This window comes from Acetobacter sp. AC2005, assembly GCF_037901235.1.
Lineage (GTDB): Bacteria > Pseudomonadota > Alphaproteobacteria > Acetobacterales > Acetobacteraceae > Acetobacter > Acetobacter oryzoeni.
Window position 1 is genome coordinate 2,621,646 of the sequence record NZ_CP149625.1, and the last position, 18,889, is coordinate 2,640,534.

11 protein-coding genes are annotated in these 18,889 nt (G+C 51.0%); 5 read left to right on the plus strand and 6 right to left on the minus strand.

Features of this window, described 5'->3' with window-relative positions:
* Positions 1-10: 10 nt before the first annotated feature.
* From QQM41_RS12530 to arfB, 3 genes are all read right to left on the minus strand, one after another.
* Positions 11-8,569: a GH36-type glycosyl hydrolase domain-containing protein gene (locus QQM41_RS12530; protein WP_339077332.1), complete on the minus strand. Its 8,559-nt coding sequence runs from the start codon at positions 8,567-8,569 to the stop codon at positions 11-13.
* A 52-nt stretch (positions 8,570-8,621) separates the two neighbouring features.
* Entirely contained in the window at positions 8,622-8,837 is a 216-nt protein-coding gene (locus QQM41_RS12535; RefSeq protein ID WP_339077333.1) for a hypothetical protein, read from the minus strand.
* Between the two features lie 241 nt (positions 8,838-9,078).
* On the minus strand, positions 9,079-9,501 hold the full coding sequence (gene arfB / locus QQM41_RS12540) for an alternative ribosome rescue aminoacyl-tRNA hydrolase ArfB (RefSeq protein ID WP_050820408.1): 423 nt from the start codon (positions 9,499-9,501) through the stop codon (positions 9,079-9,081).
* A gap of 179 nt (positions 9,502-9,680) precedes the next feature.
* Here arfB and QQM41_RS12545 point away from each other — a divergent pair, with 179 nt between their 5' ends.
* Positions 9,681-11,798 (plus strand): catalase, encoded by a 2,118-nt coding sequence (locus tag QQM41_RS12545; protein ID WP_339077334.1) that lies wholly within the window; start codon positions 9,681-9,683, stop codon positions 11,796-11,798.
* Positions 11,799-11,849: 51 nt separating this feature from the next.
* On the opposite strand, the gene QQM41_RS12550 is transcribed toward QQM41_RS12545, so the two are convergent.
* Positions 11,850-12,218 (minus strand): helix-turn-helix domain-containing protein, encoded by a 369-nt coding sequence (locus QQM41_RS12550; protein WP_050819823.1) that lies wholly within the window; start codon positions 12,216-12,218, stop codon positions 11,850-11,852.
* 113 nt (positions 12,219-12,331) lie between these two features.
* Between QQM41_RS12550 and QQM41_RS12555 the strand changes: the two genes are divergently transcribed.
* Together QQM41_RS12555 and QQM41_RS12560 are read left to right on the plus strand one after the other, a co-directional pair.
* Entirely contained in the window at positions 12,332-13,468 is a 1,137-nt protein-coding gene (locus tag QQM41_RS12555; RefSeq protein ID WP_339077335.1) for an alkene reductase, read from the plus strand.
* Complete coding sequence (locus QQM41_RS12560; protein ID WP_339077336.1) at positions 13,465-14,835, plus strand: NAD-dependent succinate-semialdehyde dehydrogenase; 1,371 nt, start codon at positions 13,465-13,467, stop codon at positions 14,833-14,835. Before QQM41_RS12555 ends, QQM41_RS12560 begins: the two co-directional genes overlap by 4 nt.
* A 71-nt stretch (positions 14,836-14,906) precedes the next feature.
* On the opposite strand, the gene nhaA is transcribed toward QQM41_RS12560, so the two are convergent.
* Positions 14,907-16,139 (minus strand): Na+/H+ antiporter NhaA, encoded by a 1,233-nt coding sequence (gene nhaA / locus QQM41_RS12565; protein WP_339077337.1) that lies wholly within the window; start codon positions 16,137-16,139, stop codon positions 14,907-14,909.
* 100 nt (positions 16,140-16,239) lie between these two features.
* Entirely contained in the window at positions 16,240-17,424 is a 1,185-nt protein-coding gene (locus QQM41_RS12570; protein WP_339077338.1) for a lipase family protein, read from the minus strand.
* A gap of 136 nt (positions 17,425-17,560) precedes the next feature.
* Here QQM41_RS12570 and QQM41_RS12575 point away from each other — a divergent pair, with 136 nt between their 5' ends.
* Together QQM41_RS12575 and QQM41_RS12580 are read left to right on the plus strand one after the other, a co-directional pair.
* A complete protein-coding gene (locus QQM41_RS12575) occupies positions 17,561-18,142 on the plus strand; it encodes a TetR/AcrR family transcriptional regulator (RefSeq protein WP_050819818.1) in 582 nt (193 codons plus the stop codon).
* A gap of 170 nt (positions 18,143-18,312) precedes the next feature.
* Entirely contained in the window at positions 18,313-18,867 is a 555-nt protein-coding gene (locus tag QQM41_RS12580) for a TetR/AcrR family transcriptional regulator (RefSeq protein WP_003624473.1), read from the plus strand.
* Positions 18,868-18,889: the final 22 nt, after the last annotated feature.

Below are 18,889 nucleotides of genomic sequence, written 5' to 3' on the forward strand. Positions count from 1 at the left end.
TAGCAGATATTCATGAGCCAAGGATCACTTCTACTTTATGTAAAAGCCCATCATCTTGCATGTTCACTTCATGCATCATGTAACTTTGCAGACCATCTACGGTGATCTTTCTAACACCACGGCAGACATGATCCGGGTTTTTCACCAGAATACTGTATCGCGCTGTTTTCCATTGCAATGTTACCTCAAATTCTGGCCAATGCTGCGGAATGCACGGGTCTATCAAAAGCTTGTCTGCATGAATGCGCACGCCAAGAATGGTCTCGGTTCCCACCCGTTGCATCCAACCGGCAGAACCGGTGTACCAAGACCACCCACCACGCCCAACATGCGGGGCTTCGGAATACACATCAGCAGCAATAACGTAGGGTTCCAGCTTGTAACGGGCCGCTTGTTCCTGTGTCTGGCTATGGGTAATGGGGTTGAGCATATGAAACAACGTTTGGGCCAGATTACCATCACCCAAGGCCGCTATGGCCATAACCGTCCATAAAGCTGCATGGGTGTACTGGCCGCCATTTTCACGTATGCCGGGTGGGTACCCACGAATATAGCCGGGGTCTGGCATGGCTTTATCAAATGGTGGCGTAAGCACCAGAATGAGCCCATCCTGCTGCCGCACAAGCCTATGAATGGCAGAGCGCATGGCGTGGTTGGCCCGTTCCGGCATGGCTGCCCCAGAAAGCACAGACCATGATTGGGAAATGGCATCTATCTGACATTCTGGCATGGTGTGGGAACCTAGGGGCGTGCCGTCATCAAAATAGGCCCGCAGGTACCAATCTCCATCCCATGTGTGTTCCAGCGCTTTGGCCAGTTTACGGGTGTGTTGTTGCCATTTATCTGCCCGCATATCCTCATTACGAGCGCGAGCGATAGGGATAAATATCTCCAGTGTGGTGTAGAGAAACCAACCAAGCCACACACTTTCTCCACGGCCCTGTTCCCCCACACGGTTCATGCCATCGTTCCAGTCCCCCGTGCCCATAAGGGGAAGGCCATGCACACCCACGGCAAGGCTCCGATCAAGCGCGCGGGCGCAATGCTCAAAAAGTGTTGCGCTTTCGGCCGAGTGTGCTGGAACCATGAAGTTGTCATGCTCGGTTATGGGTAGCGGAGGGGCTTCCAGAAAACCGATATTTTCATCCAGAACAGCCAGATCACCTGTTGTGGTTACGTAATGCGCAACCGTGTAACCAAGCCATGTGCAATCATCCGAAATATGGGTGCGCACGCCTGCTCCAGTTTGCGGCAGCCACCAATGCTGCACATCGCCTTCCACAAACTGGCGGGAGGCTGCGCGAACAAGATGCTCCCGCACCAAAGCGGGGCAGGAGGCCGCAAGGGCCATGCCATCCTGCAACTGATCTCTGAACCCATAAGCCCCACTGGCCTGATAAAAACCTGCGCGGGCACGCACGCGGCTGGAAAGTGTTTGATACAACAGCCAGCCATTGAGCATGATATCCATGCTGCGATCAGGCGTTTTAACCTGAACAGACCCACAAATACTGTTCCACTGCTGTTTGACCTCATCCAGAACGGTGTCCAGATCAACCGTCCGGTAATGGGCAATTATTCGTCTGGCTTCACCCTCGTTTTCTGCTTCTCCTAGCAGGAAAACAATTTCCACCCGTCCATCTGCTGGCAAAGTAACTATGGTTTGCAAAACACCGCACGGATCAAGCCCAGCACCGGTGCTTCCCTGCACGGTATCTGCCAGTGTTAGGGCATAAGGGCTATTCAGTGTACCATTTCTACCTACAAAGGAGGTTCGGTCTCCTGAACTGGCAGTGACGTAACCGCCAATATCGGCAAAGGCTACGCGGCCACCATAAACCGCACTCCATTGGTTGCGTGCAAACAGCGCCCCTGTGGCTTCATCTATTTGCGTTGTAATGAACGGCGCTGTTTTGGAGCGCGCCGTACCAAGCACCCATTCAACATATCCGGTCAGAGAAAGCGTGCGGGCATGGCCTGAAAGGTTATGCAACTGAAGGCGCGAAATCTTTATAGGGTCTTTTACTGGCGCATATTGCAACAGCGTGCTGCCTATGCCGTGCGCGATACGATCATACCGCGTATAGCCTCGCCCATGCCGGCAAACATAGGTTGCTTCTATATCGCGGCGAATAGTGGCTGTGGGGCTCCATAATACCTTTGTATCTTCATCCCGCAGGTAAAAAATCTCGCCCGGTTGGTTGCTGACAGGGTCATTGGACCACGGGGTTATCTGGTGTTCACGGCTGTTCAGCGCCCATGTATAACCGCTTCCTTCGGCAGATGCCTGAAAACCCGCAGTATCATTGGCAATCACGTTAATCCATGGGGCAGGCGTTGTACGGCCAGATGCCAATACCACCACATATTCCTGGCCATTCTTAGCAAACCCACCATGGCCATTAAAAAATTCAAGTTCGGGAATATCTGGCACTTTGAAAGCACTGGGCGCGAATACATGCGGTGTTTGAAACAAAACAGATTTTGGAGCCACGGCCACATCCGCCTGATCAAGCTGTTCTGCCAAACCCTTATCTGCTGAAAGAACAACCCGGGCTGCCGCCAGCAAAAGGTTCTTAACTGGAGTGGATATCAGATCAGCCCGTAAAATGCTGATAGAGCCAGCCACGGTTGCCGTTTTGGGCATGGAGCGAACAAGGTTTTCAAGAGTGTTCTGTAAATCCTGCAGGTAAGAAGATGGGTGTTCATTCATCAGCACCAGATCGACAGCAACCTGCTTAAGCCGCAAGTATTCATGGGCCAGCAGAACCTGCCGGATAATATCCGTATCTGGCGTATCCTTTACGCGCAAAACCACCAGAGGCAGATCACCAGAAATACCTTGTTCCCACAGTATTGGCTGGGCGGCCATACCCTGCATGATAACTGCGGATGGTGCCCGTAAGGCGGCATTTGCAAACAGAATGTGGCCTGCCAAACGCTGGAACAGATCTGCTTCTGCTGGTGTAATATCAAAATGCCGAAACTGGATTTGCGCCTGTGTCCAGGCCAGTGTGCGCGCACGGTCCAGCGCTGTATCATCCTGATGCACCTCAATCAGGCGTTCGAGTTCCTGACGGGATGAAGCCACCATTGTCCAGAACGTTATCCGCGCTGTAGCACCAGGTTTAATGCTGACACGGCTGCGCATTGCAAAGCAGGGGTCCAGCACTGTTCCTGTTTGGCCAGATAATTCTGTTTCTCCCGCCAATGCCGCAGGGGATTGTAGTGTGCGGCCACGGCCAACAAACTGTGCGCGGTTTGTTTCTACCGTTATGGATGTGGCGCACACAGCCACATGCGCAGCCCAGATTTCCGGTTCATCAGGCGTGCGGCGCCTCCGGGTTGCCATAAGGGCTTTGGCTTCTGGTAGATAATCTGTTTCTACAAACAGTTTTGTAAACGCCGGATGCGCAAGATCAGCATCTGGCGCAAGCAAAGCGAGTTCTGCATAAGATGTAATGTCTATTTCAACATTCTCATAGCCACCATTAAAAACGGTCAGGTAGCGCACATCAGCATCATCTTCCGCAGAAACCATAACCTCAACCGTTGTGGTGAGGGCACCATCACGCCGGGTGAATTCTGCACGATCTTCATGAAAAACACTTACGTAATCATCTGGCTCCTCCCCACAGGGCTGAATGCCAGCAGACCAGACTTTCCCGGTTTTTACGTTTTTGAGGTAGAGATATGACCCAAAATTATCCAGCGTTGGGTCTTCCCGCCACCGCGTAACAGCCAAGCCTTGCCACATGGTGTAGCCAGATCCCGCAGCCGTGAGCATAACTGTATAACGGCCATTGGAAAGAAGATGCGTAAAAGGTACTGGCGTATAATCCGTACCGTAATAGCGGCCAGATGTAGCTTGCGGCAATTCCGAACGGGGAAGCGGGTATTCTTCTATTGGCAGAGGGTGAGCCACCGCACCGGTGCGTGGGGCGCGTTCCTGCAACAGCAATTCGGCCGAGGCTATCACCGGGTCATCATGAAAGCGTTTTCTCATGATGCCGTCCAGCACTGCATCTGCAACGGAAAGAATGGACATGCCCTGGTGATGCGCCATGTAAGCCTGCACAATGGCCATTTTCTGCCCATCCGGCACGCGTTCTGGAGTGTAATCCAGGGCTTCGTAAAAACCGTATCGACCGTGCGCGCCTGTTTTTTCCAGAACAGAGAGATTGGCCACAGCTTTTTGCGGATCAACCATAGAGGCCAGCAGGGTGGCATAGGGCGCCACAACTCTATCCTGCCCAAGGCCACGTTTTAACCCCAGTCCCGGAATGCCAAAGTTTGAATATTGATACGTATAATCGACATCCCGCACATTATAGGCTGATTCCGAAATACCCCATGGAATGTTGTGCGATTGCCCATAAGCAATCTGGCGCTGCACAATAAGCGCATTGGTTTGCTGGAGCAGGCTGCCTATAGGCGCGCGCATAACCAGAGAAGGCATAAGATATTCAAACATTGAGCCAGACCACGATACCAGTGCGGCTCCACTGCCTGCCGAGGTAAGGGCCCGCCCCAGACGGAACCAGTCTCGCGCGGGAATGTCTCCTTTTGCGATAGCAAAAAAGACCGCCAACCGAGATTCAGAAGCCAGCAGATCATAGCAGTTACTATCGGGGGTATCTTCGGTTACCACAAACCCGATAGATAGAAGCTTGCGTGCAGGATCACGCAAAAAGGCAAAATCCATACCATATGCAAGCATGGTTGCTTTGGTTTGCAGCTCTTTCAGTCGGGCTTCAAATGTTGTGCCTTGCGCGTGGTCCAAATCACGCAAATGGCTTTCAATCGCCTTTAATGGCGCCAAGCACCAAAACAGTGGGTCTGCGGCAGTTTGTTCTTCTGCTGCAGTGGGTTCGGCATACAGGTGGGATGCGTGTTCTGCTATGGTTTGCGCCTGCTTCAGCAATGAAAGCAAACTGGCCTCGGTTTTTATTTCAGAGGCGCTCAGAACAGATGTTTTTAACCGTGCAAGTGACCGAACAAGAACTTTTTGCTGCTTTGTATTCTGCAACCGTTCACCATTACGGAAAGTAAGGTCTGTAATGGCTAAAGTAATGGCATCTGCTATTCCCTCACGCCACATGGACGGTTGGGCTGAATTGAGAGTCCATTCTCGGCAAACACGGGCCAAAGCAACAAGATGGCCAGCAAAATTACCGCTATCTACGGTAGAAACATATAAAGGCGCCAGAGGCTCCAAATCAGCCGTGCTGTACCAGTTATACAAATGCCCTTTATGTTTTTCTAATGCATCTAGTGTTTTAAATGTATTTTCAAGACGTTCTATTGTATCCGCCAAGCCATTCCAGCCAAAATCATAGGCGCTGACAGTGCATAAAAGATAAAGCCCTATATTGGTGGGAGATGTGCGCCTGGCTACAACGGGAGAGGGGACTTCCTGAAAATTGTCTGGCGGAAGCATGTGATCATCCGCTGTGACAAACTCCTCAAAAAAGCGCCATGTATTGCGGGCTGTCAGTCGCAAAGTGCGAATATCAGTGCGAGATGGGCGGGATTGAGCCGTTAAAACAGCTACCCGGCTTGTCCATAACCCAATAGCGGGAGAAAACGCCCACAGAACAGTCAGTGGGCCAATAAAAATCAGGTTTTCCACATCCTGCATGGTTACTTGTATGACAAGAATAACCGCAATAAGTGGGGCAGAAAGCATCTTCAGGTAATATTGAAGCAGCCCGGATTGCAAAAGATCTGCCGTTTGCGCTGCAGGCACCCATTGCAACAAATATCGCCGTGTTACAAAAACGCGCCCAAGGGTGCGTATAATTGCATCACCTAACAAACAGGCCTGATGCACCAGAAACGTGATGTTCAGTGCCGTCATCACAACGGCATTGGAAATGGATGCTCCCAACACATTAAAATAGCTGCGAAAACTGATCCATTCTCGGCGTGGGGCAATATCGGGAATAACTGGCAGAAAAGCAGGCACAGCCATAATCAGAAGGATAAACAACGTCCAGATACCGGCGTTTTCTGGCAACAAAATCCAACTGATAATCAGAGCCAACAGAGTAAAGGGCGCGCATAAGGTGCGGCGCAAATTATCCACCATTTTCCAGCGCGCAATTCCAGATAAACTGTCGCGCGGGGAAGGAGTGCGAAATATGCCTGAAACAATCCAGGGAAGCAGTTGCCAGTCTCCCCGCGTCCAACGATGGAGCCTTTGCGCCGCAACCAAGTAATCTGTCGGAAACTCCTCTATCACCTCAATATCAGACGCCAACCCGGCACGCGCAAAAATACCCTCAAACAGATCATGGCTTAAAAGGGTTGCTTCTGGCACACGCCCGGCCAAGGCTGCTTCAAACGCATCAATTTCGTAAATGCCTTTGCCCGCGTAAGATCCCTCTCCAAACATATCCTGATAAAGATCTGATATGGCAGATGAATAGGCATCTATTCCGCTAGATGCAGAAAAAATGCGTTGAAACAAAGTGCTCTGATGCCCAATGGGCAAAGAGGGGGTAACGCGCGGTTGTAGAACGGCATAACCCTGCTGCACACGCCCGGTTGTGGCATTGAACTGTGGCGCATTAAGGGGGTGCGCCAGTTTACCCACCAGTTTTTTAACTGTTTCAAGGGGCAGGCGTGTATCTGCATCCAGCGTGACGATATATTTTACAGCTTGAGGAATATTCTGGCAGCATTCTGCCAAAAAAGTGGTATCCGTTGCACCACGCAACAGTCGATTCAGTTCATGCAACTTGCCCCGCTTGCGTTCCCACCCCATCCATACGCCTTCACTCTCGCTCCAAACCCTGTGGCGATGAAGAAGGAGAAACCTGTTACCATCCGGGACAGATCCGTATTTTTGGTTAAGATGATGAATACCGGCAGCAGCGGACTGAAAAAGTGCCGCATCCTCTGGGGCAGAAGCCTCTGAATGATCAGACCAGTCTGTTAAAAGCGCAAAGTACACACCGCTATCATGTGTGGCCAGGTAGTGGACTTCCAACCGGGATAAAAGCTCCTCCACCGTTTTTACGTTGGTAAGCAGGGCAGGAATAACCACCATTGTGCGCAATTTTACCGGAATGCCGCCTAAAAGCTCCAATCCCGGTAATGCCGTTACCTTGGTAAGGCGCAAAGCCATCCAGTTAATGCACGCAACTGCTGCTTCCAATGCGGGGGCAAATGCCAGAACCGCCACCAAGAGTACCCACGGGAACCATGCTCTTTCCTGAAAGGAAAGCCATACAGGACCAACCAGGAAGATGAGCGCCAGCATAAAAACAATTACAGCGTAACCTGTAATGCCGCTTTGGCAGAATGTTTGTGCCAGTTTTCTGGTAAGGCTTGGGCGAAAACCGATGGAGGCCTCCAGAATGGAGCGCCCCTCCATTACCAGATAATAACCGGGGTCATTCTTGCGTTGGTCAAACGTATTGGAAGAAGCAGCTTCCTGCGCTAAGGAAACCGCCTTTTTGGCAATATCAATTTCATCAACAGTGCTGCCATAGGCCAAATCTTCAATGGCTTTGCGGTAAAGGTCTCGGCTGGCAAAATCAGCGCATGTAAAACTTGCGTATTCTGCAAATACCGTATCTACCAAACACACTTGTTCAAATGTTTCTGTCCAGTCGGATTCTGCAATATGCCGCAAACTGGTAATAATATTTCTAATGGTGGCGTTAAAGGCGCCCTGTGTTTGTAAATATTCCTGAATACCTTGCTCGATATTTGTTTTTTTGTCTGCCAGACGCTGCTCCAGCCATATAAGCACAGGATCTTTTTCTGGATCTATGCCTCTTGAGCGATGAGCAAGCTGCGCCGTAAATGCAGGCGTAATAATGCGTGGATCTATTTGAGATAATATGGCGGACAATGCGGGCGCATCGCTCTTTCGGGCAGATGCAAGCTGATCAGCCAAAATATCCGCTGCTTGTTGGCTGGCATGGCTATCTATAATGGCGCTTACAATCCGGCGCAGATTTTCTATTAAAACAATGCGCAAGGTAATGGGAACAGCCCAAAGCTCACCTATCGTAAGTGGTGTAACCGTTTGGTAGGCAAGCAGAAACCGGCGCAGAAAATCGGGCTGAAGATAGCTGTCTGTATGGGCCACAAAAGCCCATGTAATGCCAAACACGCGCGGCAAACCTATAAAAGGGCCATTCGCAAGCTTGGGCAGGCGCGTATAGTAACCACTCGGCAAATCCAGACTGGTTTCTCTAATTTGCATATCAATAAGGGCATAGTTATCTGCCAACCATTGGGCGGCTGGTGGCAGCAGTCGCCCTCTTTGGCTAGCCTTGGTTACTGTTTCATTCGCCGCAGCCAGCAGGGCCGCATTTTCTGCCAATCTGCGCTTAAGAGGCTGCCCGCGCCGATTATGCTTGGCGGGCACAACAGCCTGTGCAACTGCCAAGCTTTTGGCGTGCGCTTCCAAACGTTCAATGCCAAAAATTTCGCTTTTTATCGGGAAAAGGTCATCCTGTATGTTGATGTGAATATGCCCCCCGAACAAACGGCGTAAAAACGAACGGCTGGCACTTTTGGGGCCGGTATCAGATAGTTGTTCTGTATGCATGTACCAACTCCCTTATAAGGGCCGTACTCACGTTAAACGCGGCCTTTATGTGCTATTTCCGAAACAGGCTTTTTCTTGTTTTTGAGGTAGAAGACGGTGCTTTTTCTTTTAAAAGAGTCTGCTTTTTCACCGCTTCATTTTGCGCTTTGTTGTTTTCTGGAGCCGGCTTTTTACCGCCTGCTTTGGCATCAGCCGTCTTCTGCTCCACCTTTTTCTGTGTTTTGGAGGAACTGGAAGGGGCCTGAGTATTGACAAAAGGAGTGCGCATATTCGTTCTCCATCCAAGAGAAGCAGTCGCAGGTGTTTCGCGTGTACTTTGGGTAGATTGCAAAAAAGAAAATGAAGTTACCCGGCAGATAAAATATTATTCTAACCGCCAAGTATTCAGCCGTTATTCAACGCTGGAATGCATTAAACGTTCCAGAACGGGATGTATCTTAAAAAGTAGAAGCAGAAATAATTTTTAACGGAAAATAGCCGCTCATGCAGCTTGGGCTTATTGGGCGGTATCAATCATCAAACCGCACTGTTCGCCCTTGTTTAATACGTGCGCGATGAGCCTTTCCTTGTAGGCGCCGCTGCCGTGCTGCACGGCTAGGGCGGGTGGCAACACGAAAAGCCGGGCGGTGCGCAGCCTCACGTATCAGAGCCGCCAGACGTTCTATTGCATCCTCCCGATTGCGTTGCTGCGTGCGAAAGCGCCGTGCCGTAATAACAATAACGCCATCACGCGTGGCTCGACTGCCCGCCAATTCCAGCAAACGCGCCCGCACCCGATCTGGCAAGGATGCAGAATGCGCTGCATCGAACCGTAACTGAGCAGCCGTGGCAACCTTGTTGACATTCTGCCCACCCGGACCAGACGCCAAGATATAAGTGACCTCCAATTCGGAATCGGCCAGAGAAATATTGGGAAGGATAGAAATTGCCATAAACCCAACATAACACGTTTTGTGCTGTTGTGCTTGCGTGCTGGCATCCACCACAGGAACTATTCTGCCCCCCATACGTAAGACTTAAAATACGGGGAGCGACGAAACCTTAAAGGCGTACGATTTTAAGACATGTAAAGGGACGACGCTCCCGCCAAAACAACGGCGAGGAGAAGATCATGGCTGTCAAAAAAAATACGTCAGGCAAGGCTGCTAAAACCAAATTTGAACCGAGTTATACAGAACAGCAGGGAAATGGAGGAGAAACACACCAACAAGCTGGGGGGGATGTTGCAACGCTTACCTCTGCTCAGGGTATTCCCGTAGCGGATGATCAGAACACGTTGCGTTACGGTGCCCGCGGCCCGGCATTGATGGAGGATTTCCATTTTCGGGAAAAGATTTTCCACTTTGACCACGAACGTATTCCCGAACGCGTTGTGCATGCCCGTGGCTATGGTGCCCACGGTTATTTTGAGCTGACAGATAGCCTTGCAGACGTTACTCGCGCAGCTATTTTCCAGAATGTGGGGGAACGCACACCTGCTTTTGTGCGGTTTTCCACGGTTGCAGGCTCCAAAGGCTCGTTTGATGTTGCACGAGATGTGCGCGGGTTTGCCGTTAAACTCTACACCAAGGAAGGCAACTGGGATCTGGTTGGCAACAATATCCCGGTATTCTTCATTCAGGATGCCATCAAGTTTCCCGATATGGTGCACTCCGTAAAACCTGCGCCAGACCGTGATTTTCCGCAGGCTCAATCGGCCCATGACAACTTCTGGGATTTCATTTCGCTTACCCCAGAAAGCTTCCATATGATCATGTGGGTTATGTCAGACCGGGGTATCCCGCGATCCTTTCGTTTTATGGAAGGATTTGGCGTGCATACATTCCGTTTTCTGGACAGCAATGACCATTCAACCTTTGTGAAGTTTCATTGGAAGCCAAAGCAGGGCTTACAGTCTGTTGTCTGGAACGAAGCGGTCAAGATCAATGGGGCGGACCCTGATTTCCATCGGCGAGATCTTTGGAACGCAATTTCCAGCGGAGACTTTCCCGAATGGGAACTTGGCGTGCAGCTTTTTGATGAAGAATTTGCTGAAAAATTCGATTTCGATGTGCTGGACCCCACCAAACTCATTCCCGAAGAATTAGTGCCTGTAAGAACGGTAGGCCGCCTGGTGCTGGACCGCGTAGTTGATAACTTTTTTGCCGAAACAGAGCAGGTTGCGTTTTGCACCCAGAATGTGCCGCCTGGGATTGATTTCTCGAACGACCCATTGCTTCAGGGCCGCAATTTCTCATATCTGGATACGCAGGTAAAACGGCTTGGCAGCCCCAATTTTACGCATATTCCCATTAACGCCCCCAAATGCCCCATGGCGCATTTTCAGCAGGATGGGCATATGGCCATGCGCAACCCCGTGGGCCGTGCCAATTACGAGCCAAATAGTTGGGGCGCAGCAGGTGGCCCGCGTGAAAATCCTCAACAGGGCTTCCGCAGTTTTGCAAGTGAGGAAACCGGCCCCAAACGGCGGTTGCGGCCCGAAAGTTTTTCAGACCACTACAGTCAGGCCCGGCAGTTTTACATCAGCCAGACGCCTATTGAACAGAAACATATTGCAGATGGCATTACGTTTGAACTGAGCAAGGTGGAGCGGCCTGATATCCGTTCGCGCGTTGTCTCTCATCTCCTGCATATTGATGAGGAGCTGGCAACAACGGTGGCCGATAATCTGGGCTTACCTGTAGTGCCCGAACCCGCTGAGGCAACGCAACCTACACGCACTGATCTTCCCCCATCTGATGCCCTCAGTATCGTTAAAAATGGGCCAAAAGCGTTTGCTGGCCGTAAAATGGGTATTCTGGCGACAGATGGCGTAGATGCAGACCTTTTTGCTGCGCTCATTGCCGCTCTTCAGGCAGAAAAAGCCAATTACGAAATCATTGCCCCCAAAATTGGCGGCATTACACTTTCAGATGGTACCAAGGTAGCTGCGCAGCAGCAAATAGATGGCGGGCCATCGGTATTATACGATGCTGTAGCCATTCTGGCTTCCAAGGAAGGCACAAAAGTGCTGGCCAGCACTCCTGCTGCCAAAGACTTCCTGACGGACGCTTTCACACACTGCAAATATATTGGGTATTCTTCAGAAGCCTGCACATTATTCAAAAAGGCAGGTTTGGCAGATGATGTTGATAAAGGCTGCATTAAACTGGGCAGTCAAAACGATGCCAACACATTTGTAAAAACCTGCGGCAATCTCCGCTTCTGGCAGCGTGAAAAACTGGATTGAAGTAAAGAAACTCCCCCTCATGTGCGTTTATGAACGTGGGTGAGGGGGCTTTTACCCGCCACTTGATTCTTTTTTCTGCCTCACGCTGTGGGCATATTTATCACCCCATTCCTTTAATGCATGGATGACCGGCTTGAGTGTTTTACCCAAGTCGGTCAGTTCATATTCCACGCGTGGTGGCACTTCTGGAAAAACCGTGCGGGAAATCAGGCCATCGGCTTCCAGTTCTCGCAACTGGTTTGTCAGCATACGCTGCGTTACGTTTGGCATACGCCTACGGAATTCGCTAAAGCGCAGCACGCCATCTTCAAACAGATGATACAGAATAAGCGCCTTCCATTTGCCCCCAAACAACTCCAGCGTGGCTTCTACGGTGCAGCCGGGGCTGCATGTTAGCGTGGTGTGGCGAATACGAGGCATGGTATCATTCCTGACACTATAGGCGGTTTATGTGCGTTCTTGCGCCTTAAACCTAATAGGCCAATGTTTACGAACAGACCAGAGACTATTTCTGCTTCTGAACAAGGCTGATCATGACTTCAATTTCTCTTTTTGATCCCATAATACTGGGTGATCTGCCCCTGAAAAACCGGATCTTTCTGCCGCCTCTCACGCGCTGCCGCAGCACCCAACCGGGCGATATCCCCAATGCGCTTATGGCCGAATACTATGCCCAGCGCACACAGGCAGGTTTTCTGATTACCGAGGGCACGCAAATTGAACCGCGTGGGCAGGGCTATGCCTGGACACCCGGCATTTACTCTCCTGAACAGATTGCAGGCTGGAAACTGGTAACAGATGCAGTGCATGCCAAAAAGCGCCCCATTTTTGCACAGCTTTGGCATGTAGGCCGTGTTTCTCATCATCTTTTGCAGCCCAATCACCAACCGCCTATTGCACCATCTGCTGTGGCTGCAACGGGTGTGAATGTTTTTATCCCAACCGGCCCAGGCACCGGAAAATTGGTGCCGCCCGATACTCCGCGCGCTTTAACCATTCCCGAAATTCATGAACTGGTAGAACTTTATGCGCAGGCCGCCAGAAACGCACTGCAAGCCGGATTTGATGGCGTGGAAATTCACGCTGCCAATGGGTATCTCATCAACCAGTTTATTTCTGAACGCGCCAATTTTCGCACAGATGCCTATGGTGGTTCACTCTCCAACCGTCTGAGGTTTCTGCGTGAAGTGGTTGAGGCCGTTTCTGCCGTGGTTTCCCCCGAAAGGCTAGGCGTCAGGTTTTCTCCACTGTTCAGCACAACCGCGGAGGAACGCGTTTATCTTGGCTTGTTGGAAAGTAATCCGGCAGAAACCTATACCCAAGCGGTACGTGTTTTGGCGGATGCAGGCATTGCGTATCTCTCTCTGGCAGAAGCAGACTGGGATAACGCGCCAGATATGCCGGATTCATTCCGTGCGACCGTAAGAGATATCTTTCCGGGCCGTATTTTGTGCGCAGGCCGTTACGATAAAGCCAAAGCAGACCACGTTTTGCAAAACGGCTGGGCAGACATGATCGGGTTTGGCCGCAAATTCATCGCCAACCCGGATTTGCCTGCGCGTTTGCAGCACGGATGGCCCCTTAACGCCATAGACCCCACAACCATGTATGGCGGCGGCGCACACGGATACACCGATTACCCTTTCTATAATCAGGATGCCAAAAAATGATTACATATCAGACAATTAACCCCACAACTGAAGCTGTTGAACGCACGTTTGAGCTGCATACCCCAGAACAGATGCGCCAGATTATAGACAAGGCAGACCATATCTGGCGCACAGATTGGAAAAAGCGCAGCATTGTCGAGCGTAAAGTCATCATGTCAAAGGCGGCTGATCTGCTGCGTAAGGATCGGCAGGCCCATGCGCGCCTGATTGCCACGGAAATGGGCAAAGCGCTGCCAGATGCGTTGGAAGAAATTGATATCACGGCAGATATTCTTTCCTTCTACGCCAATGGGGCAGAGGAGTTTCTGGCTCCCACACCGCTTAAGGTGAAAGATGGCAGCGCAAAAATAATCAATCAGCCCCTCGGTGTTATTTATTGCATCGAGCCTTGGAACTTTCCCTATTACCAACTGGCACGGGTAGCCGGCCCCAACCTGATGGCGGGCAATGTGGTAATAGCCAAGCATGCCCCTAACGTGCCGCAATGTGCCTTGGCGTTTGAAAAACTGTTTCATGATGCCGGAGCGCCAGCAGGCGTTTATACCAATATTTTCCTAAGCAATGATCAATCTGCCGAGTTGATCAAGGATGTGCGTATTCGTGGTGTGGCACTTACTGGTAGTGAGCGGGCAGGGCAGACCGTAGCGGCAGAAGCAGGTGCAGCACTCAAGAAGGACACAATGGAACTGGGTGGCAGTGATGCCTTTATTGTGCTGGATGATGCCGATCTGGAACTTGCCGTCAAATGGGCTACATGGGGCCGCTTTGCCAATAATGGGCAAGTATGCACCGCTGCCAAACGCATGATTGTGCATGAAAAAATTTATGATGCGTTTTTGGATGGGCTGAAAAAGGCCATCACCCAATTCCATATTGGGGACCCACTGGCAGAAGGCACAACACATGGCCCCATGAGCAGCCAACGCGCTTTGGATCTGGTGCTGGAACAGATTGATGAAGCCGTAAAAGCCGGCGCAACATTGGTTGCTGGGGGCAAGCGGATAAACCGTAAAGGGTTTTTTATGGAACCCACAATTCTGACCAATGTGAAAAAAGATAACCCTGTTTTTTATCAGGAAATCTTTGGCCCGGTTGCGGTTGTTCATAAGGTGGCATCTGAGCAGGAAGCCGTTGATCTGGCGAATGACTCACCCTACGGCCTTGGTGGTTCCGTATTTTCACGCGATATCGGACGGGCAGAAAAGGTGGCCGAGCAGGTTGAAACCGGCATGATGTTTATTAACACAGCCACTGCTGCCGCACCCGAACTACCATTTGGTGGCATTAAAAATTCTGGCTTTGGGCGGGAGCTTTCTTTCCTCGGGATTGAGGAATTCATTAACCGCAAGCTTATTCGTATAGGTTAAAAAACGTATCGTTCTGCTTTGTGTCTGCCCTTAACAAACGCGGCAGACACAAAGCAAACGAACATGCCAAGCTATTTGCCACTTACAGCCGCAAGGTTTGCAGAATGCTGGCTTGGTTGTTTAACGGGCAAACAGCGCAGCCAACTCCAGCCAGCCAATGCTGCAATAACAGATCCTGCAAATATCCCCAGTTTTGCTGATACGATTGTATCTGCATCCTTAAAGGCCAAACCAGCAATAAACAGACTGATGGTAAAGCCAATGCCGCACAGCAAGGAAAGCCCGAAAAGCATTTTTATGGATGTTGCAGCTGGGGCAGGCGCTATGCGCAGTTGGAGTGACAATATGGTTGCGCCAAACACACCCACGGGCTTTCCTATAATCAGCCCCAGCATAATACCCAAGGGAACAGGAGCAAGAAGTGCCTCCATATGCACACCAGCAAGAGAAACCCCAACATTCATAAAGCCAAACAGGGGCAGCACCAGCCATGTCACGAATGGTGTTAATGCAGATGATACTTTTTCAAGCGGTGTAATCTGTTCTGCATCTGTTGTACGCGGTTGAGCCGGCAGACAAAGGCCAGTAATCACCCCGGCAAGTGTTGGATGCAGGCCAGAAGATAAAAGCATACCCCACAGCAGCACACATCCGGCAGAATACACCCACAAAGATCTGCATCCCAACCGGTTTGCAGCAATCATGGCTACGGTTACACACAGCACACCAGCCAGTGCAGGCCAGTAAAGTGCAGAACCGTAAAACAGGGCAATAACAACAATACCCAACACATCATCAAAAATGGCAAGCGCCATAAGCCATGCCCGCGCCCCGGCAGAAACACGCGCACCCAGCGCCATAATAACAGGCAGTGTAAATGCCGCATCGGTAGCCACAGGAATGGCCCACCCATGAACTGCATCTGCATGCTTGTACGTTACCAAAAGATAGGTAAGCGCGGGCACAGCCATACCGCCCAATGCGCCAATCAACGGCAAGGCAATCTGACGCATGGATGAAAGATGGCCAGAAACCATCTCTTTCTTGATTTCCAGAATAATCAGCAGGAAAAAAAGCGTCATCAACCCATCAGATACCCATGCCTCAAGCGTATCTGGCGTGTGCGGTCCTAAAATAGAAAGCCGCATGGGTGTTGTAATCAGGGCTTCGTAACCACCACACCAAGCCGAGTTTTCCAGCACAAACCCCGTGAGCGAGGCCAGAAGCAGGGCAGTTGCTCCTCCTGCCGGAGACTGCAAAAAATGATGGATGCGATGAACGTACGCAGCAGGGGTGTCTGTCATGCGTGAATATTGAAGGCGTTATATGCCCCGCACAAGGGAGGAAAAACGTAAAGTCGCCGCTTTCCCTCCCGCAATCAAACCTAAATATGTGTAGGTGATTTTATTCTGGCATGGGGGTGCACTGAGGCGTAACAGCTTGCCCGTTCATGACAGCCTGCGTGAAAGAAGCTGAATCTGGTAATGAGGCATTTACCGTCTGATCATGGTTCAGGCCTTTATAAACATGCGCCTGCACAACTGTGCCAGCAGCGCAGGCTGCCTTTACCAATCCGTACTGAAGCGGCGGAGGCACATCCTTATCAAGCTCTCCGGTGCCAATAAACAGGGGTTGAGCCAGATGCATGGTGGGGTATTGCATTGCCTGTAAAGCCGGAGCCAGATTTTTTGCAAAATCGGGCTTAAGGGAGTTGCTGAAATTCAGGCCATCTTCCTTCACCTTATCTGTCAGCTCATACACACACAAATTAGCTGCAGCACGGTAGGCTGGCATGGCTTTGGCCGTAAAAACGCTTTCCGGCTTAAAGCCTGTATCATAGCCAGAAAGGCCCTGTGCCAGATAAAGCGCATAAACAATAACGGGGTTATATGGCGCATTGTCCGGCGCTGTTGCCATCTGCTTGAGCAGTTCTGGTGTAATATAAGGCGCCCCCGTGGCCACCGTGCCCCGAATATTCAGTTCTGGCGCATAGGTTGGAGCAAAAGCAGCCGAAGCAAAAGCGGCCCCACCACCTTGAGACTGCCCGACAATCATGATCTTGTTCTGCAAATCCGGCACCGAGGCCAAAGCTGCCTTCACGCCGTCCAGCAGGCTATAGGCTTCCACACGCGTATTTAGGTATGGGTGCGTGCCGGGAGTGGCTAAGCCCTGATAGTCCGTGCCCACTACGGCAAAGCCACGCTTCATCCATTCAGAAAGATAACGCTTGTTACGTGCGCTCCACGGGTTGTTAGAAGGCGCGCAACGGTCTGCAACGCCTACCGTGCCATGTGCCCAGGCAACAATGGGCCACCCACCAGCAGGTGGCTTACCTGCGGGCAAAATCACCTCTGCCGTAACCGGCACAAGCCCTTTGCCTGTAATGCCATTGGTGGAAAGGTACGTAATGCGCAGGGAACGCCCAGCATCTGGCAGCGTAAAAGCCTCTGGTAAAGATTGCGTCGATGTAAGCGTACCAGCCGTGCCAGAAGGGGATACTGTTGCTGCAATGGCGCCAGAACTCACCCCCATAAGGCAAAGACCAGCAACCAGACGAGAAACATGATAAACAGAGGGGAGAAAACGCAAGAGGGATCCTTCCTCAGGCTATTGGTCTTGTGTTTGACCGCCCGACAAGTTGAAACTTAACAATGTTAAGAATGGAACATGGGGATAGAATGTCAAGTGTTCTGATGGTCATCGTGAATATTCTGGAAAATATGTAATGGGCCAGCCTGTTCAGCCTAAAAAAGCCTATCATCATGGAGACTTGCGTGCCGCTCTGTTGCGTTCCGCGCGCACTATTCTGGAGGAGCAGGGCATTGCTGCGCTGGGGTTGCGGGCCATTACGCGCCATACGGGTGTTTCACAAACCGCAGCAATTCCGCACTTTGGAAACTTAACAGGTCTGCTCAGCGCACTGGCAACCATAGGGTATGAGGAACTGGCCGCAACGCTTACGCCGCTGCTTGATAAAGGGCCATATGCTGTGGGTGTAGCCTATGTGCAATTTGCCATGCAGCACCCCGGCCTGTTTACACTTATGTTCCGCAGCGATGTAATTGATAGGAAAAACCCGCATCTGGATGCCGCTGCAGCCAAAACATCTGCCATGCTCACACAATTGGTGGGAGAACTGAAAGGTCAGCATTCTGCCCATACGCGTGCTGGTGCGCGCGCAGCCTTGTGGGCCAAAGTGCATGGCTTGGCTGTATTGGCCATAGACGGGCTTCTGGAAGCCTTGCTGATGCGAGAAGGTGAGAAGATGACACTCAATGCCCTTATTGAAGATGCACTAAGGTCGTAAAAATCGGAATTTATTTTTTATTATTATGGGCTTATGGGTATTTTCTTACTTGTGTCGGGCTGCTTTCTGCCATTCTAAAAATGCATCCGTGTATTCCAATAATATGGTTGCACAATCATCGCTCTCATTTTAATTCCATCCGGACGGATTGAAATAATAGAGGACGGTGCATGGGCCGCCGCAGAACCATTGATCGGGAGAGCGTTCTGGACAGCGCGGAACTGCTTGTTCAGAAAGGCGGCGCCACCGCTTTAACGCTTGATGCCGTAGCCAAAGCCGCAGGAATTACCAAAGGTGGCCTGCAATATTGCTTTGGCAACAAGGATGACCTGATTACCGCCATGATTGATCGCTGGATAGCGGCTTTTGATCTGGAAATAGAAAAACATGCGGGGCCCAAGGCATCTTTGGCAGAGCGGGCGCGTGCCTATGTTCTGGCATGCCGCCAGATAGATGCCGCCACACAAGCCAGAATGGTGGGTATGCTGATTACCCTGCTGCAATCCCCCAAATACCTTAACCGGATACGGGAATGGTACGCCGGATGGTTTGGGGATTGTAACGTCACCGCAGAAGATGCGCGGCAGGCACGTACGGCAATTTTTGCAGCCGAAGGGGCTTTCCTTCTCAGAAGCTTCGGCTTTATCGCTATGGATCAGTCTGGATGGGATTCAGTGTTTACAGATTGCCTGCGGCTTATTACGCCCCAAGCAGAAACACCGTGATCTTTAAAACAGGAACCAATGA

What these genes read in the sequence shown, in the direction of transcription:
- nhaA (WP_339077337.1), bottom strand. Translation starts at nt 16,139, where the DNA reads ATGACAGACACCCCTGCTGCGTACGTTCATCGCATCCATCATTTTTTG.
- QQM41_RS12535 (WP_339077333.1), bottom strand. Translation starts at nt 8,837, where the DNA reads ATGCGCACTCCTTTTGTCAATACTCAGGCCCCTTCCAGTTCCTCCAAA.
- QQM41_RS12555 (WP_339077335.1), top strand. Translation starts at nt 12,332, where the DNA reads ATGACTTCAATTTCTCTTTTTGATCCCATAATACTGGGTGATCTGCCC.
- QQM41_RS12545 (WP_339077334.1), top strand. Translation starts at nt 9,681, where the DNA reads ATGGCTGTCAAAAAAAATACGTCAGGCAAGGCTGCTAAAACCAAATTT.
- QQM41_RS12550 (WP_050819823.1), bottom strand. Translation starts at nt 12,218, where the DNA reads ATGCCTCGTATTCGCCACACCACGCTAACATGCAGCCCCGGCTGCACC.
- QQM41_RS12575 (WP_050819818.1), top strand. Translation starts at nt 17,561, where the DNA reads ATGGGCCAGCCTGTTCAGCCTAAAAAAGCCTATCATCATGGAGACTTG.
- arfB (WP_050820408.1), bottom strand. Translation starts at nt 9,501, where the DNA reads ATGGCAATTTCTATCCTTCCCAATATTTCTCTGGCCGATTCCGAATTG.
- QQM41_RS12530 (WP_339077332.1), bottom strand. Translation starts at nt 8,569, where the DNA reads ATGCATACAGAACAACTATCTGATACCGGCCCCAAAAGTGCCAGCCGT.
- QQM41_RS12580 (WP_003624473.1), top strand. Translation starts at nt 18,313, where the DNA reads ATGGGCCGCCGCAGAACCATTGATCGGGAGAGCGTTCTGGACAGCGCG.
- QQM41_RS12560 (WP_339077336.1), top strand. Translation starts at nt 13,465, where the DNA reads ATGATTACATATCAGACAATTAACCCCACAACTGAAGCTGTTGAACGC.